The organism is Mycobacterium sp. ELW1 (assembly GCF_008329905.1).
In the GTDB taxonomy this organism is placed as follows: Bacteria; Actinomycetota; Actinomycetes; order Mycobacteriales; family Mycobacteriaceae; genus Mycobacterium.
Window position 1 is genome coordinate 3,182,725 of the sequence record NZ_CP032155.1, and the last position, 16,019, is coordinate 3,198,743.

The following is a 16,019-nucleotide window of genomic DNA, read 5'->3' on the forward strand; positions in this document are numbered from 1 at the left end:
TCCGGCTCAGCCGGTGACGCGGTCGACCAGTTCGCCGGCGAGTGCGAACGCCGACGTGGCGGCCGGCGACGGCGCGTTGCGGACATGCGAGATGTGGCCGTCCCGGGAGATCACGAAATCGTCGACCAGAGAGCCGTCCCGGCCGACGGCCTGGGCCCGGACACCGGCGTGGGAGCTGCCGTCCAGATCCGCCAGGCTGAGGCCGGGCATGTATCGGGCCGCGGCGGTGACGAATGCCCGTCGGCTCGCCGCCATCCGGATCTCGTCGAGCCCCACTCGCCAGTACCGTCGTGCCACACGCCAGGTCCCGGGCCAGGCCAGCGTCTCCCATGAGTCGCGAATGCTCAACCGGCGCAGTGAGTACGCGTCCCGGGCGCCCACCATCATGGCGGTCGGCCCGAGCGTCACCTCACCGGTGATGTGCTTGGTGATGTGCACCCCGAGAAACGGCAACTCGGGGTTGGGCACCGGGTAGATCATCCCGTTCAGTCGCGGCGAATCCGTGGGCGTGAGCCCGAGGTAGGCACCGCGGAACGGCACGATCTGCGGGTCGCGGGGCGCCCCGGCCCGACGGGCGAGGCGGTCCGCCCACAATCCGGCGCAGGCGATGACGGTGCGGGCGCGCACCGGGCCGCCGGCAGTGTGGACGATCGGGTTGTCTGCCCCCTCGATCCCGGTGACCTCGGTGCCGAACCGGATCGACACACCCGCGGCCGTCAGCTCCGCGACAAGGGTGCGGGCCACCGCGGGATAGTCGACGATCCCGGTATTGGGTGCGTGAAGTGCCTGCAGACCAACAGCATTGGGTTCGATCTCGGCTATCTCCTGGGCACCGATACGGCGCAGCCCCGGCACGGCGTTGGCGATGCCCCGCTCCTGCAAGTCGTCCAGACGGCCCAGCTCCTCGGCCGACACCGCGACGATCAGCTTGCCGCACCGCTGGTGAGCGATGGCGTTGTGCTCGCAGTACTCGTACATCAGCCGAGCGCCGTCCACGCAGAGCCGCGCCTTCAGCGATCCCGGTTGGTAGTAGATGCCACCGTGGACCACCCCGGAGTTGTGCCCGGTCTGGTGTCGGGCAGGCCCGTCCTCCCGCTCGAGGACGGCGACAGAGTCCTCGGGACGCCGGGACATCCACTCCCGGGCCACCGCCAGTCCGACGATGCCCGCACCGACGACAACGAGGTCATGCTCAGGACGCGTCATCACCCTCACTCGTCGCGACCGCTCGCAGCATGTAGTCACGGCGCTGCTCGATCGTGCGGCCGAATTCCTGCAAGAGCAAGGGATTGTCGTGAACGATCGTCTCAACCTGCTCGCGGGCCAGGTACACCATGGTGACCTCGCCCACCGCGTAAGACCAGCCGATCACGGGCTGACGGGTTAGCGTGCTCTGTCCCAGGAACGAACCGCGCTCGTGGCTGCCGACCACCACCTCGGTGCCGTCCTCTGCGATAGCGGTCAACCGAACCTCGCCGGAGACAATGAATTTGATGCCGGCGGGAACCTCACCGGAGCGCTGCACAAGCTCTCCGTCGCCGAACCGCTCCATCGTCGCATGCGGGATCAAACGCTGCTGCTCTTCGCGGTCCAGTCGCAATGTCGGCGCGACGATGGAACGGATCGCCGCGGTGACTCGCTCGGGAGTGGAGAATTGGTCCTCCGCCTCGTCCAAGTGCAGACCTGCACGTCGGGCCGAGTACCAGACCCAGCGTAGAAACGTCGCTTTGGCCTTGCCGTCATCGGCCGGCGACTTCAACGGAATCTTGGTCTGATACTCCTTGGCCCCCAAAGGAACTGCCGACGGGGGCAGATCAGGATGGCACTGCGGTAGCTCCGAGGCCACCCGCACGAGCATGGCGCACACTTCGTCAGGAGCGTCATCGACCGCGAAAACGCTCGTGACCATGATTGTGTGCTTTCCCGGCGGCCGGCTCAGGTTCGTGAACGATGCCCCGGCCAGTACCGAGTTCGGTGTGATCTGCAGGCCGGTGCCGGTTTCGAGATGGACGGCTCGCCAGTTCACCTCCACGACCCGCCCTTTGGCGGCCGGAGTATCAAGCCAGTCGCCGATTTTGAACGGCTGCTCGAAAAGCATCAGCAACCCGGAGATGATCTGGCCGACCGAGTTCTGCAGTGTCAGGCCGACAACGATCGAGGTGATTCCGAGCGCGGTGAAGAGGCCCTTGACGTTCGCACCCCAGATGTAGGCGAATATCATCGCCAGGCCCACGGCGATCAACAAGAAACGGGCGACGTCGAGGAAGATTCCCGGAATTCGCTTCCGCCAGCTTCCGTCCGGTGCGCTTTGGAACACTGCGGCGTTGATCCCCGAGAGCAGCAGGACCAGGACGACGAAAGCTACCAGAGTGCCCACCATCCGCACCGAGGTCGATCCCGCCGGCACCCGGCTGGCTTCGATCATCAAGAGCAGCAGCGCGCCCAGCGGCAGAAGGTAGTTGCGCAGCAGAGTCACCGGCTTCAGCAGAAAGCTTTTCCTGCGGCGGAGCGCGTGCTGCCACTCGGTGAGGGTGATCAGCCCGACGGGTAGCCCGATGGCGATCCCAATTGCCCAGTAGAACCAGGCCGAGGTGAACACGTCACTCATCGCTGGTCCTCCGACACCTGCCAGATCGGTTGAGACGTATCACCGACCGTGACCGACCCCGCCTCGACGAACGTCATCGTGTCTCGCAGGGCTTCATAGACCTTGGCGGTGACAAAGATGCCCGGACGCGGTGAACCATCCTTGACCTGATGTGCCAGGTTCACCGCGTCGCCCCACATGTCATAGACGAGCGATGGGCTGCCCATGAGGCCGCTACCCACATCTCCACTGTCGATTCCGGCCCGCAGTTGCAAGGCGATGCCCGCATCAGAATTGAACCGTTCGACGATCCGCACGCATTCGACCGCGAAATCCACGGTACGTCGGACGTTGTCGAGTCGGGGCACTGTCAGCCCACAGCTCGCCAGATAACCGTTGCGTACGGTGTGGACGCTCTCGATGCCCAAGTCGGTTGCGGCGGCTTCGATCTGACGCATCAACTCATTGCCCAGCGCCAGGTAGTCGCCGGGGCTCATCTCGGCCTGCAGGCGGTCGATGCCGAGCAGGTCGGCGAAAATGACGGTGACATTGTGGTGTTCGCTGGCGATCGTCTCTTCGCCTTGCCGGAACCGTTCGACTACGGCGTCCGGCATCAGGGACCGGAGCAATTCGTCGTTTTGCTGCCGCTGCTCTTTGAGGAGATCATCTTTGACGGTCAGACTTCGACTCATATCGTTGAACGCCCGCGTCAAGTCACCGAGTTCGTCTCGCGTTTCCACGGGGATGGCGACCAGATAGTCACCCGCAGCGATACGTTGTGCCCCGGCCTCCAGCCGGCGGATCGGACGCACGAACACCTGCGCGAGGTAGGCCGCCAGGACGCAGACGATGAAGATCATCCCGACGGTGCTGAGGACCATCGTGCGGGTGAACGAGGATTCTTTGGCGAAAGCCTCGGCCACGTCCACCTTGGCGATGATTGACCACTGCAGTCCCGAATTGTGATCGGGCAGAGGGGCATAGGACTGGAGAGCTCGGTTGCCCAGATAGTCGCTGGACACCAGCGTGCCGGTCTCGCCCCGCCGCGCGTTGGATGTGGCTTGGGATACGTCGGGCTGCACCAACGTGGTGCCGCCGAGCAGAATCGCCTTGTCGGCGACTTCAGCGGGTGTACCCGCCGCAGTCACCTCGCGCTTGTACCGCTGCGGGTCCTCGACGAACACTCGCGAGTCCGACCGCATCAGTCCATCGGGTCCGACGAGAAAAGTCTCTCCAGTGGCGCCGAGGCCGGCATCCTTCCACTGTCGGTCGAAGGTCATGAGCTGGTTGATCTTCGAGATGGGGAACTGCAAAGCGAGCACGCCTTCGGTTCTGCCGTTCGGCGCGATCGGGGCGACCATCCACGCGGTGGGCTGCATCTGAGCCGGCTGATAGAACTCGAAATCGGTAAGGCCGACATAGTCGACGGTGTTGGCCGACATCGCCTTGAGATAGGCGCCATGCAGTTTCGAGCCGGCGTAGGGCCCGGTGATGATGTTGGTGCCGAGGTCGACACCCTTATATGCGCTGTAGACGACGTTGCCGCGCGCATCGAGGAGTAAGGCGTCCTGGAAACCGAACCGGGTGGCGATCTGCCGGAAGAAATCCTGGTACCGCGCGTTTGCGGCCGACCACTGGCTCCCGTCACCGGCGTCGCCCATGGCGATTGCCGCGTCGTCGGTGGGTAGCCGCGCTGTGTAGTTGGCTTGCAGATATCGCTGGGCGGGGGCTGTGGGCAACAAGGCGGCCGCATCCAACTGGGTGCCGCTCTGCTGTTCGGTTTGCTTGATGAAGGTGTCGTAGTAGGCGAGCACTCCCTGCCACTGCGCCGGGCTGATCGCTACGTTGTCGAGCTGATTGAACCCGGCGGTGAACGCCGCAAGCGCGTCCGATGTGCTCGTGCCATGGCTGTAGATGACCAGCGAATTCTTGAGATCCTGGAACTGGCCCTCGAGGGCACGGGACTGCGCCTCCCGGATTTCGATCAACCGGCTGAACACAGCAGTGCGGAGCGACGTGCGGCCGACCTCGAAAGCGATCGCGCCGACGACCGCTGCGGCCAGCATCGTGCACAGCACGAGCATCAAGATCAGCTTGGACTGGATGCTGACCCGCGCGAGCAGCCGATCGCGGCGGAACCGCTCCAGCAGCCCGCGCTTGCCAGGGCCGGGATCCGGCGTCGGCACGGGTTGCGACGCGCTCTGCTCAGTCACTTGCGACATCGGCACCCTTTCGCGGTCACCCCGCAGCTAACCGGTCCCGGTGCAGATTAGCAGGATGATGTGGCAAATGAGGCCTACGAGACTGCTGATATCAGCCCGAGCTACGGCCCGGCCAGCGGTACACCTGGTTGCCACACCCCCGGGCCCGATGGTCGGATAGCACCCGTGGACACGACTTACGAAGGCACCAAGCGCGAGATCGCCACCGAGAAGGGCGTTCTGCGCTACCACGAGGCCGGTGAGGGCCCCACCCTGTTGCTGCTGCACGGATCCGGGCCGGGAGTCACCGGCTGGCGCAACTTCCGCGGCAACCTGGCGTTCTTCGCCGAGCGCTATCGGTGCCTGGTGCTGGAGTTCCCCGGATTCGGGGTCAGCGACGACTTCGGCGGCCATCCCATGCTGGATGCGCAGGCGGCGGTGCCCGCGTTCGTCGACGCGCTCGGCCTGGACAAGGTCGACGTCATCGGGAACTCGATGGGCGGCGGCGTCGGCATCAACTTCGCGATCAATCATCGCGACCGGATCGGCAAGCTGGTCACCATCGGCGGTATCGGGACCAATATCTTCAGCTCGGGCCCGAGCGAGGGAATTCGGCTGCTCCAGGAGTTCACCGAGGATCCCACCCGCCAGCGGCTCATCGACTGGCTCAACTCCATGGTCTACGACCCGGCACTGGTCACCGAGCAACTCATCGAGGAGCGCTTCGCACTGGCCACCGATCCCGAGACCCTCGAGAGTGCGCGGCGGATGTACGGCAAGGCGGCGTTCGCGGCCATGACGAAGATGATGCGCAACGCCGACTTCCCACTGCCGTGGGCCATCATGCACAAAGTCAAGGCGCCCACTCTGCTGACGTGGGGTCGCGACGATCGGGTCAGCCCGTTGGACATGGCGCTGATTCCGATGCGCACCATCGCCAACGCCGAGCTGCACGTGTTCCCCAACTGCGGGCACTGGGTGATGATCGAGGCCAAGCAGGCGTTCGAAACCACCGTGATGAGCTTCCTGCAGCGGGACTAGCTCATCCTGATCAGGTCGAAACCCCGGTATCCGTCGGCGGCGACCTCGGCGCAGATCTCGTTGTAGGTCCCGAAGCCGCCGATGAAGAGCATGAAAACCCTTGGCTTACCGGGCACATTGGCACCCAGATACCACGAGTTGGCTTTCGGGAACAGCGTGGTCGCGGCGCGCTGGTCGAGCTCGGCGAGCCAGTTCTCAACCGCGTCCGGGCGCGCCTCGATGCCGGCGTACCCATGCTCATCGAGATAGCCGATGGCCGTGGCGATCCAATCCACGTGCGCCTCGGCGTGCAGGACCATGTTCGCCAGCACGGCCGGCGCTCCCGGGCCGGTCACGACGAACAGGTTGGGGAATCCGTCGTCGCCCAGACCGAGGTAGCTGCGGGGGCCGTCTGCCCAGTCGTCGCGCAGGAGTTCTCCCCCGCGCCCGACGATGTCGATTTTGCCCAAAGCCCCGGTGAGCGCGTCGAATCCGGTGGCGAACACAATCGCGTCGAGGTCAACATGCTCCGCGGAGGTGGTGATGCCGGTGTGATCGACCGACACGATCGGGGTGCGGCGGACGCTGATCAACGTCACGTTCGGCCGGTTGAAGGTCTGAAAGTAGTTGGAGTCGGTGCAGATTCGCTTGGTCCCGATCGGATGGTCGTCGGGTATCAACAGGTCGGCGACTGCCGGGTCGTCGATGACCGTGCGGACCTTCTCCTCCCAGAACTTTCTCGCCTCGTCGTTGGCGGCCTGGTCGGTGAGCTGATCGGGGAACGTCTTGGAGAACAGCACTCCCCCGAGGCGCCAACGCTTCTCGAACGCTTCCCGCCGCTCTTCGGCCGACGCCTCCATCGTGGGTGTAGTCGTGCCGACATAGGGCGAGCCGCCGCCGCTTCGCATCGAGAGCCGCCGGCGCTCGGCATAGTTCGCCTTGACCTCGGCCACCTGTGCGGCGGTCAACGCGGAGTTGCCTGCCGGGATGCTGTAGTTGGGGGTGCGCTGGAAGACATAGAGATGCGCAGCCTGTTCGGCGAAGATCGGGATCGATTGAATACCTGAGGAACCCGTGCCGATGACCGCGACACGTTTGCCAGTGAAATCCACGCCCTCGTGCGGCCAGTGCGCGGTGTGGTAGATCTCCCCGCCGAAGGTGTCCAGCCCGTCGAACGCCGGCGTGATGGCCGCCGACAATGCTCCGGTCGCCATCACCACGAACCTGGCGGTGGTCACCCGGCCGTCCTCGGTCGTCACCGACCAGCGCAACGTGCTTTCGTCGAGTACCGCTGAGGTCACCCGCGTGTCGAAGGTGATGTCCCGACGAAGGTCGAGCGTGTCGGCCACCCAGTTCAGGTAGCCCAGGATCTCGGCTTGGGTGGCGTATTTCTCGGTCCACGTCCATTCCTGCTGCAGCTCGTCGGAGAAGGAATAGCTGTAGTCGACGCTCTCGACGTCACACCGGGCTCCGGGGTAACGGTTGAAATACCAGGTACCGCCCACCTCCGGCGCCGCTTCGAACACCCGGACCGACAGCCCCTGCCCGCGGAACTTGTGCAGCGCGTACAGCCCGGCGAAACCGGCGCCGACCACGACCACGTCGAGTTCGTCTGCTGGGCTCATGTCCAGCAGAGTAGGTCCAAATTCTGACATTGCCCCGCTCATCGAGACATTGCCCGGTACCGACCGTCGCGCGGGTTCAGGATGACACCAACAGCTCAGACCTGGACTAAGGATGCATGATGACCGCTTCGGTGCTCGACAAGACGATGGAGCTCGCCGACCAGCTGCGTGAGCAGGCCGTAGAGGCCGAGAAGATCGGCCAACTCACCGACGTCACCGTCAAGGCGATGAAGGAGGCCGGCCACATCCGGCTGCTTCAGCCGGCCAAGTACGGCGGCTTGGAAGTGCATCCGCGGGAGTTCGCCGAGACCGTGATGGCGATTGCCGCACTCGACCCGGCCGCCGGCTGGATCAACGGCGTTGTGGGCGTGCATCCCTACCAGCTGGCCTACGCCGACCCGCGGGTCGCCGAGGAGATCTGGGCCGACGACGTCGACACCTGGGTGGCTTCGCCCTACGCACCGCAGGGCATCGCCCGGCCGGTCGACGGCGGGTACATCTTCAACGGGCGCTGGCAGTTCAGCTCCGGAACCGACCACTGCGACTGGATCTTCCTGGGCGCCATCAAGAGCGACGCCGACGGCAAGGTGCAGATGCCGCCGCAGATGCTGCACATGATCCTGCCCCGCAAGGACTACACCATCGTCGAGGACTCCTGGGATGTGGTGGGGCTGCGCGGCACCGGCTCCAAAGACGTCATCGTCAAGGACGCCTTCGTACCCGAATACCGGGTGATGGATGCGTTCAAGGTCATGGACGGCACCGCCCAGCGGGAAGCCGGGATGACCGACACCCTCTACCTGATGCCGTGGTCGACGATGTTCCCGCTGGGCATCTCCTCGGCCACCATCGGTATCTGCGAAGGCGCACTCGCCGCACATCTGGACTACCAGCGTGAGCGGGTCAGCGCGGCAGGCACCGCCATCAAAGACGACCCCTACGTGATGTATGCGATCGGCGAGGCCGCCGCCGACATCAACGCCGCCCGCCAGGAGATCCTCGCCAACGTCGACCGGATCTACGACATGGTGGACTCCGGCAAGGAGGTCTCGTTCGAGGACCGCGCCGCCGGGCGGCGCACCCAGGTGCGCGCGGTGTGGCGTGCGGTCAGCGCCGTCGACGAGATCTTTGCCCGCTCCGGCGGCAACGCCATGCGGATGGACAAGCCGCTGCAGCGCTACTGGCGCGATGCCCACACCGGAATGGCCCACGCCATCCACGTGCCGGGCACCGTGTACCACGCGTCGGCTCTGAGCTCGTTCGGTGTCGAGCCGCAGGGCCCGCTCCGGGCGATGATCTGACCGGAGCGCACCCGTGAGCCTCCTGAAGAGCCTCGGCTACGTCACCATCCAGACCGCCGACATCGATCGGTGGCGCCAATTCGCCTTCGGCGTGCTGGGATTCGCCGAAGGGAAGGGGCCCGATCCGTCCGCGCTGTACCTGCGCATGGACGAACGGGCGGCGCGGATCATCGTGGTGCCCGGCGACGGTGATCGGATCTCCACGGTCGGCTGGGAGGTCCGCGACCACGCCGCGCTGGAGCAGGTGAAAGAGGTCCTCGACCGCGCCGGGGTCGGCTATACCCAGCTGACGCAGTCCGAGGCCGACGACCGCCGAGTCGAGGAGGTCGTGGCGTTCGACGACCCGGCGGGCACCCACCTGGAGGTCTTCCACGGCGCGGTGCTGGATCACAGCCCGGTGGTCACCCCGTTCGGTGCGCGATTCGTCACCGGCGACCAAGGATTGGGCCACGTCGTGCTGCCGGCGCTCGACGCACCCGGCCTGTTCGACTTCTACACCCAGGTCCTGGGCTTCGTGTCCCGCGGTGCATACCGGGTGCCGCTGCCCAAGGAGTTCGGCCCGATCCGGATCCGCTTCCTCGGCATCAACGAACGCCATCACAGCTTGGCGATCGCCCCGGCGATGCACCAGCGCGATCCCGGCCTGATCCACATGATGGTGGAGGTCGACACCCTCGACGCGGTCGGAGAGGCGCTGGACCGCATCGCCGCGCAGGAGTTCCAACTGTCGTCCACACTCGGTCGGCACACCAACGACAAGATGGTGTCGTTCTACGTCCGCGCTCCCGGCGACTGGGATATCGAGTTCGGCACCGGCGGCGTACGAATCGACGAAAACCATTACACCGCCGAGGAAATCACGGCGGACAGCTACTGGGGTCACAAGTGGGTCGGCGACCTGCCCGCCGCCATGCGGCCCTGACATGACCGGCGTCCGCCCGGTTCCGGCAGCCTCGGTGACGACCTGGGACCACGAGGCCGACGTGGTTGTCGCCGGCTACGGTGTCGCCGGTGCGGCCGCGGCGGTCGAGGCTGCCGGTGCCGGTGCTGATGTCCTGGTGCTCGAACGAGCCGGCGCCTGGGGTGGGGCTGCCGCGCTGGCCGGCGGGTTCATCTACATGGGCGGCGGCACCGGGCTCCAAAAGGCCTGTGGCTTCGAGGATTCCGCCGAGAACATGGCGGCATTCCTGGATGCCGCCATGGGACCGGGTGCCGACCGCGAGCGCATCGCCGACTACTGCGAGGGCAGTGTCGCCCACTTCGAGTGGCTGGTGGCCTGCGGGGTGCCGTTCAAACCGGAGTTCTTCGGTGAGCCGGGGTGGGAACCGCTGGGCGACCAGGGACTGATATACAGCGGCGGCGAGGACGCCTACCCCTTCAACACCGTCGCCGAGCCTGCGCCGCGCGGACATGTCCCGCAGATGCAGAACAAGAAGCAGGGCCAGGCCAGCGCCGGCTTCATGTTGATGAAGCCGTTGGTGCAGAGAGCGACGGACTTGGGTGTCCGCGCGCTCTACGACGTCCGCGTGCAGGCTCTCGTGGTCGAGTCCGACGGCCGCGTCGCCGGGATCACCGCACGCCAGTACGGCACCGAGGTCACCATCCGGGCCCGCCGTGGCGTGGTTCTGGGCACCGGCAGCTTCGCCTACAACGAGTCGATGATGGCCCGCTTCACACCCCGCATCGCCGGCAGGCCGGTGTCCGCGGTGGAACAGCATGACGGGCAAGGCATCCGGATGGCGCAAGCGCTCGGCGCGGACCTGGCCCATGTTGATGCCACCGAGGTCGCGTTCCTGGTCGATCCGCAACAGTTGGTGCGCGGCATCCTGGTCAATGCGCGCGGCCAGCGCTACGTCGCCGAAGACACCTATCCCGGCCGTGCCGGTCAGCTCACGCTCTATCACCAAGACGACACGGCATATCTCATCCTCGACGGGGATGCTCACGACGAGGCTGTGGCATCGCAGACACCGAAACTGATTCTGCGCAAGCCGAAATGGGTGTGCGAGACCGTGGCCGAGCTCGAGGCCGAACTCGGCCTGCCCTTCGGCAGCCTGCAGGACACAGTGGCGCGCTACAACGCTGCCGCCGCCCGCGGCGAGGATCCGTTGTTGCACAAGAAGGCGCGCTGGCTGCGGCCGATCGGCAGCCCGGTCGGCGCTCTCGATCTGCGGCACGCCACCGGCGGGTTCCCGCTGGGCGGGTTGCGCACCAACCTCGACGCGCAAGTGCTGCATGTCAGTGGCGAGCCGATCCCCGGCCTGTACGCGGCCGGACGCTGCACCGCCGGCCTGGCGGCATGGGGGTACGCCAGCGGCATCTCGTTGGGAGACGGCAGTTTCTACGGCCGCCGGGCCGGACGCTCAGCCGCCCGCGGGTAGGTATCGGTCGCCGAACTATCGAGGCGGGATGGCGATTACGAGTCCCTCGTCAGTTGGCTGACTCGTTGTGAGGAGACGTCGAGGAGTTCGGCGATGTCGCGAACAGGTACACCGTTGGCGATGAGCCAATGGGCAAACTCGCGGGCACTGGCGACCGATTCCCGCTCGAGCCGACGAGCTTGCTCACGTAGGTCACGGATCTTCTCTGCCATCGCCCCGATCTCACGAAACTCGGGCCGCTTCATGCGGATGCTGGCGATCTCGATGCTGATTTCGTAGAGAGGCACGTTCAGCTGAAGCGCCAGGTATTCGCGCGCCATCGCTTCTGCTTCTTTGAGTCGATGCACCTGGGTGGCACCGTGGACTTCGGGAATGCGGATCATCCACCAGCGACCGTCACGAACGATCTCAATTTTATATACTCGCATCAGTCTTCAATCTGGCCGCCACCCGTCCGTGAAGTGCGCCGACCACGCTCGTAGAGTCCGTCAAATAGGTTGCGGTAGAGCAATTTTAAAAATCGTGGATATCAGTTCAGGTTTCGTGGACACCATGGAATCCCCCTCTTTCCTCTGACGTCACGGCGACCTGATCATACACAGTGAACCTCATTCGTATGATCTGTGCAATTCGGGTACGGTACCGTTCCAGCGGACGGCGGCCTCGCCACACGATGCGGCAGGAGACGGTATGCGCACTCGCGGGTGGGGAGGCGATGTTCCGGCGTCGGACGCGGAGGCGATCACCCGTATCCTCACCGGGGCGCGTAGCGCGATAGAAGAATTCGGCGAGCGGACGACCATTGCGGACGTCGCGCGAGTCTTGGGAGTGACCCGGCAGACGATCTATCACTACTTCGCCAATACCGACCAGCTGATGGCGGCCGTCGGGGCGGAGGCGTCCACAAGCTTCATCGAGGGAATACAGGCGTCGCTCCGCGGTATCACCGATCCGGCCGATGCTGTTGTCGAAGGGATTGCGCTCGCCCTCGAGCGACTCCCGGGTGACCCTCTCGTAGGGCTGATGGTGCGGGCGCAACGTGCGACCGCACTGGCTGAAATCGTTCTGCGCGAGAACTCCAACGCGCGAATACAGGGCCGCGCCATGCTCCTCGGGCTGGACATCGACTGGTCCGCCCTGCCGCCGGGCGCCGTTGACGATGTTCTGCATATCTCTCTTCGGACACTGCAGTCGTTGATCATCTCGCCGCTGGATGATTCGAACGAACTTCGTGAGCTCCTCCGGCTGTGGATTGCCCCGGCGATCCGCGCAATGCAGAGCGAAGCGGCCTCACCACCATCCAGACCGGCGCGAAGGCGGCAAGGCTGACGCGCGAGATGACCCGTCACCCCGGATGCCTCGCCCCGACGTCGCCTCAGTCTTTCTCGTCGTCTTTGGGCAGCAATCGTTCCGGGTGGTGATAGTCGTTGGTGCCGCCGCGCAGCGGGACGCCGGGCGGTGGGATCCACTCGGTCTGACCGTCGGGACGCTGTCGGGTTGTCCAGCCCTCGTTTTCGACAACGAGGTTGTCGCATTTACACGCCAGGGTCATGTCGTCGATGTCGGTGTTGCCGCCGTGCTTCCAGTCCTTGGCTGCATGGTGGACCTGGCTGTTGTAACCATTGACTGTGCAACCGGGCGCGGTGCAACCACGATATTTGGCCAACAACATGATTCGTTGATCTGCCGACGCCAACCTCTTGCTTCGGCCCAACCACAGCGATCGGCCCGTCACGCCGTCGAACACCGCCAGATAGTTGTATGAGGATGCGGCTGCCCTGATGAGATCCGTGATCGGAACCAGCGTTCCGCCGGCGGTGACTGCGTGCCCCGCGCCGCTCTGGAGCTCCTGCAGGGTGGTCGTCACGATCATGGTGACTGGAAGTCCATTGTGCTGGCCCAGTTTCGGATCTCCGAGACGGCTGCGGACCATGTCGGCCAACGCGTCGTGTTGGCGCTGGGCATGACTGCGAAGATCGTCGGGCTCCGGCGCGGCAGCCTTGGCGAAGAACGCATCCAGTTGTGCCCGCAGCACCGGATCGGCGATCAGCTTTCCGGCGCTCATCCCGTCGGGGCGCTGGCCCCCGCACCACTGGAAGCCACGCTTACGGGCCCGGTCTTCCTCAGAGTATTTGCCGTCGGGGTTGAGGTGCACGGCCAACCGATCGGCGACCTTCTCCAGTTGATCGGGCCGCATCGTCCGGGCGTGCTGCGCCAAGGTGCGCTCGGCGTTGTCCACCTCGACCGGGCCGACGTGATCGGGTATGTCACGGAAGAACTTCTGGATGACTCGGACATGCTCGTCGTCCAATTCGCCGGCCGCCCAGGCCTTCCCGGTCTCCGGCAGCAGCGCCGCCAACGGCTCGCCGGTCAACGTGGTGCGCGGGGTCAGCTGTTGGGCGTCGCGCAGTCGGCGCTTGGCCGCCGTCCGGCTGATCCGCAACACGTCAGCCAGCACGATCGAAATCGGCGGGCAGCCCTCGTAGCGCTCCAGGTGCGTGATCTGCTCGTGGGACACCGCGAGCTGGCGACGTACCGCACCTTCCAGACGTTCTACAGCAGCGAACCGCTGCTGCGGGGGCAGCTCCTCGATGTCGGCGGCACCCAGCATCTCGACCGCGGCGTCGAGTGCGTCCAGCGCCGCCGTGATCGAACCCATGTTCGAATTCTACGTTGGGCCACCGACAATTCCGCCGCGCTCGACCGGATCTGTTGATGAATGCAGCTGTGTGGAAAATCCTCCACCGCTTTACAATTCGGCCGCCTGAGCCGCCAGGTTCTGCTCGACCTCCTGCTGCCACGCGTCACGCGGCCGGGAGACATCGACCTCGTATTCGAACCGGTCGACCATATCCGGCGTCACATCGGCCACATCGACGTAGAACTGCTCGTACCAGCGGCGAAGTTGGTACACCGGTCCGTCTTCTTCGCACAGCAGTGGATTCTCGATCCTGGTCTTATTCCGCCAGATCTCGACATCCTGCTCGAAGCCCATCTTGACGTAGTCCCCGAGCGCGACGGCGGCCTGCATAGCCGCTTCTTCCGGCAGATCGGGAGATTTCTTGACGATGATCCCGTATTGCAGCACAAAGGAATTCGCGTCGATCGGGTAGTGACAATTGAGCAGGACGGTCTGCTGGTCGCCATGCTCGTAGTGGTAGAGGAGGTCATCGATCATGAACGACGGCCCCCAGTACGACGCCACCGACGTCGTGCCCAGCATCACCGGACCTTCGGGCAGCGGCTGGTCCCGACGCACACCGCTGTTCATGTACTGGGTGGCGACGTGCCCCTCGAAGATGTTCTTGAAGAACGTCGGCATTGCGGAGTGCACGTAGAAGAAGTGGGCCATGTCGACGACGTTGTCGATGATCTCCCGGCAATTCGAGTTGACCACCGTGGTGTACCAGTGCCAGTCGGTCCACTCGTCGCTGCCTGCGCCCTCGATACGCGGGATGACGACTCCGGCTGGGGGTGGGTTGCCTTCCGGGTCGTTCCAGACGAACAGCATCCCGTCCTGTTCGAGCGTCAACCAGGTCGCGGTCCGGGCCAGCTTGGGAACCCTGCGGCTGTACGGAACCTGCTTGCAACGGCCGTCGCCGCCCCAGCGCCAGTCATGGAAGGGGCAGGCGATCTCGTTTCCTTTGACCTCGCCCGCCGACAGATCGCCACCCATATGCCGGCAGTAACCGTCCAGCACGTTGAGCACCTGATCGGCACCGCGGAACACGACCAGTTTCTTGCCGAACGCGTTCACCGCGTGCGGCGTCCCGTCGCCGAGGTCCCGGGTCAACCCCAGGCAGTGCCATCCCCGTGCGAATCGAGTGGGTGGCGTGCCAGCCTCGATCTGGCGTACCTCGACCTCGGTATCCATCGCCGTCATGTCGGACCTCCGTCATTGACCCGTCCCTGACAGCGTGACACCGCCCCACGGCACGTGTCGGCAGAACGACCAGGTTCCCCGCGACGACAGCACCGGCGCGGCTGCCGCCGCTATCCCCCACTCTCGCCGCGAGGCGTGCGACTCCCCGCGGCCATCGCCTTGGCGTCGAGACCCCCGAGCGAGTCCTGGCCCACCTCCGCGTTATGCGCGTGGGCGAAGTGGTGCAGTCCGAAGACGGCGTCCATCCCGTTGCGCAGACCCATCTGGTCCTCGCACTGATTGACGGCCCGCTTGGCCAGGGCCAGACCGAATCTCGGCATGGTGCCGATACGGTCCGCAACCTCGAACACGGCGCCCCGAAGCTCCGCTTTGGGCACCACCTTGTTGACCATTCCGATCTCGTAGGCGCGCTGAGCGCTGAACTGTTCTCCGGTGAACAACATCTCTTTCGCGAACCGGGAGCCCAGAATCCAGGGATGGGCGAAGTACTCGACACCCGGAATGCCCATCCGCACAACAGGATCAGCGAAGAAGGCATCCTCGGAGGCGATGATCATGTCGCAGACCCAGGCCAGCATGAGACCGCCCGCGATGCAGGCGCCGTGCACCATCGCGATGGTGGGCTTGGGAATTTCGCGCCATCGTCGGCACATCCCCAGATAGACCTCGACTTCGCGGGCGTAGCGCATATCGCCGCCCTCTTTGTCGACGTGATCCCACCACAGCGCGGCCTTGTTGTCGTAGGAGACGTGGTGGTCGCGGTCCGGTGTGCCGATGTCATGCCCTGCGCTGAAGTGCTCACCGTTGCCGGCCAGCACGATAACGCGCACTTCATCGTCGGAGACCGCCCGCTGGAAGGCGGCGTCGAGCGCGTACGTCATCACGGAGTTCTGGGCGTTGCGATAACGCGGCCGATTCATCGTGACGATCGCCGTCCCGTCGACGACTTCGTAGGTCACCACGTCAGTGTCGTGTGCAGTCATTCCAACCCTCCGCATCCCTCGGTGTCTGCCTCCAATGT

The 16,019-nt window shown here is 65.1% G+C and carries 13 protein-coding genes; 5 read left to right on the forward strand and 8 right to left on the reverse strand.

Features of this window, described 5'->3' with window-relative positions; genetic code table 11:
- Nucleotides 1-6: 6 nt before the first annotated feature.
- From lhgD to D3H54_RS15020, 3 genes are read right to left on the reverse strand one after another with little or no spacing between them, the layout of a single operon-like run.
- A complete protein-coding gene (lhgD, locus tag D3H54_RS15010; RefSeq protein ID WP_149379702.1) occupies nucleotides 7-1,206 on the reverse strand; it encodes an L-2-hydroxyglutarate dehydrogenase in 1,200 nt (399 codons plus the stop codon).
- Nucleotides 1,193-2,608, reverse strand: a complete 1,416-nt coding sequence (locus tag D3H54_RS15015; protein ID WP_149379703.1) for a mechanosensitive ion channel domain-containing protein — start codon at nucleotides 2,606-2,608, stop codon at nucleotides 1,193-1,195. Before D3H54_RS15015 ends, lhgD begins: the two co-directional genes overlap by 14 nt.
- The gene (locus tag D3H54_RS15020; protein ID WP_432246319.1) at nucleotides 2,605-4,800 is read right to left on the reverse strand and encodes an adenylate/guanylate cyclase domain-containing protein; all 2,196 of its coding nucleotides are present in this window, start codon (nucleotides 4,798-4,800) and stop codon (nucleotides 2,605-2,607) included. Before D3H54_RS15020 ends, D3H54_RS15015 begins: the two co-directional genes overlap by 4 nt.
- Nucleotides 4,801-4,974: 174 nt before the next feature.
- Here D3H54_RS15020 and D3H54_RS15025 point away from each other — a divergent pair, with 174 nt between their 5' ends.
- Complete coding sequence (locus tag D3H54_RS15025; RefSeq protein WP_432246320.1) at nucleotides 4,975-5,829, forward strand: alpha/beta fold hydrolase; 855 nt, start codon at nucleotides 4,975-4,977, stop codon at nucleotides 5,827-5,829.
- Here the strand turns inward: D3H54_RS15025 and D3H54_RS15030 are convergent.
- A complete protein-coding gene (locus D3H54_RS15030; protein ID WP_149379705.1) occupies nucleotides 5,826-7,433 on the reverse strand; it encodes a flavin-containing monooxygenase in 1,608 nt (535 codons plus the stop codon). The two genes, D3H54_RS15025 and D3H54_RS15030, sit on opposite strands and share 4 nt — an antisense overlap.
- Nucleotides 7,434-7,552: 119 nt before the next feature.
- Between D3H54_RS15030 and D3H54_RS15035 the strand changes: the two genes are divergently transcribed.
- The 3 genes from D3H54_RS15035 to D3H54_RS15045 are packed head-to-tail and all read left to right on the forward strand — an operon-like array spanning nucleotide 7,553 to nucleotide 11,115.
- Entirely contained in the window at nucleotides 7,553-8,734 is a 1,182-nt protein-coding gene (locus tag D3H54_RS15035; RefSeq protein ID WP_149379706.1) for an acyl-CoA dehydrogenase family protein, read from the forward strand.
- 13 nt (nucleotides 8,735-8,747) lie between these two features.
- On the forward strand, nucleotides 8,748-9,656 hold the full coding sequence (bphC, locus tag D3H54_RS15040) for a biphenyl-2,3-diol 1,2-dioxygenase (RefSeq protein ID WP_149379707.1): 909 nt from the start codon (nucleotides 8,748-8,750) through the stop codon (nucleotides 9,654-9,656).
- A gap of 1 nt (nucleotide 9,657) precedes the next feature.
- Nucleotides 9,658-11,115 (forward strand): FAD-dependent oxidoreductase, encoded by a 1,458-nt coding sequence (locus D3H54_RS15045; protein ID WP_149379708.1) that lies wholly within the window; start codon nucleotides 9,658-9,660, stop codon nucleotides 11,113-11,115.
- Nucleotides 11,116-11,150: 35 nt separating this feature from the next.
- Here the strand turns inward: D3H54_RS15045 and D3H54_RS15050 are convergent, their stop codons facing one another.
- A complete protein-coding gene (locus tag D3H54_RS15050; protein WP_149379709.1) occupies nucleotides 11,151-11,498 on the reverse strand; it encodes a HicB family toxin-antitoxin system in 348 nt (115 codons plus the stop codon).
- 307 nt (nucleotides 11,499-11,805) lie between these two features.
- Here D3H54_RS15050 and D3H54_RS15055 point away from each other — a divergent pair, with 307 nt between their 5' ends.
- Nucleotides 11,806-12,444 (forward strand): TetR/AcrR family transcriptional regulator, encoded by a 639-nt coding sequence (locus D3H54_RS15055; RefSeq protein ID WP_149379710.1) that lies wholly within the window; start codon nucleotides 11,806-11,808, stop codon nucleotides 12,442-12,444.
- Nucleotides 12,445-12,490: 46 nt separating this feature from the next.
- On the opposite strand, the gene D3H54_RS15060 is transcribed toward D3H54_RS15055, so the two are convergent.
- From D3H54_RS15060 to D3H54_RS15070, 3 genes are all read right to left on the reverse strand, one after another.
- The gene (locus D3H54_RS15060; protein ID WP_149379711.1) at nucleotides 12,491-13,774 is read right to left on the reverse strand and encodes an HNH endonuclease signature motif containing protein; all 1,284 of its coding nucleotides are present in this window, start codon (nucleotides 13,772-13,774) and stop codon (nucleotides 12,491-12,493) included.
- 90 nt (nucleotides 13,775-13,864) lie between these two features.
- A complete protein-coding gene (locus D3H54_RS15065; protein WP_149379712.1) occupies nucleotides 13,865-14,998 on the reverse strand; it encodes a 3-ketosteroid-9-alpha-monooxygenase, oxygenase component in 1,134 nt (377 codons plus the stop codon).
- A 110-nt stretch (nucleotides 14,999-15,108) separates the two neighbouring features.
- Nucleotides 15,109-15,981, reverse strand: a complete 873-nt coding sequence (locus D3H54_RS15070) for an enoyl-CoA hydratase (RefSeq protein WP_149379713.1) — start codon at nucleotides 15,979-15,981, stop codon at nucleotides 15,109-15,111.
- Between the last annotated feature and the right edge of the window lie 38 nt (nucleotides 15,982-16,019).

Excerpts from the sequence above, each read along its gene's own strand:
- lhgD (WP_149379702.1), bottom strand. The coding sequence starts at position 1,206 with ATGACGCGTCCTGAGCATGACCTCGTTGTCGTCGGTGCGGGCATCGTC.
- D3H54_RS15015 (WP_149379703.1), bottom strand. The coding sequence starts at position 2,608 with ATGAGTGACGTGTTCACCTCGGCCTGGTTCTACTGGGCAATTGGGATC.
- D3H54_RS15030 (WP_149379705.1), bottom strand. The coding sequence starts at position 7,433 with ATGAGCCCAGCAGACGAACTCGACGTGGTCGTGGTCGGCGCCGGTTTC.
- D3H54_RS15035 (WP_149379706.1), top strand. The coding sequence starts at position 7,553 with ATGACCGCTTCGGTGCTCGACAAGACGATGGAGCTCGCCGACCAGCTG.
- D3H54_RS15045 (WP_149379708.1), top strand. The coding sequence starts at position 9,658 with ATGACCGGCGTCCGCCCGGTTCCGGCAGCCTCGGTGACGACCTGGGAC.
- D3H54_RS15050 (WP_149379709.1), bottom strand. The coding sequence starts at position 11,498 with ATGATCCGCATTCCCGAAGTCCACGGTGCCACCCAGGTGCATCGACTC.
- D3H54_RS15055 (WP_149379710.1), top strand. The coding sequence starts at position 11,806 with ATGCGCACTCGCGGGTGGGGAGGCGATGTTCCGGCGTCGGACGCGGAG.
- D3H54_RS15060 (WP_149379711.1), bottom strand. The coding sequence starts at position 13,774 with ATGGGTTCGATCACGGCGGCGCTGGACGCACTCGACGCCGCGGTCGAG.
- D3H54_RS15065 (WP_149379712.1), bottom strand. The coding sequence starts at position 14,998 with ATGACGGCGATGGATACCGAGGTCGAGGTACGCCAGATCGAGGCTGGC.
- D3H54_RS15070 (WP_149379713.1), bottom strand. The coding sequence starts at position 15,981 with ATGACTGCACACGACACTGACGTGGTGACCTACGAAGTCGTCGACGGG.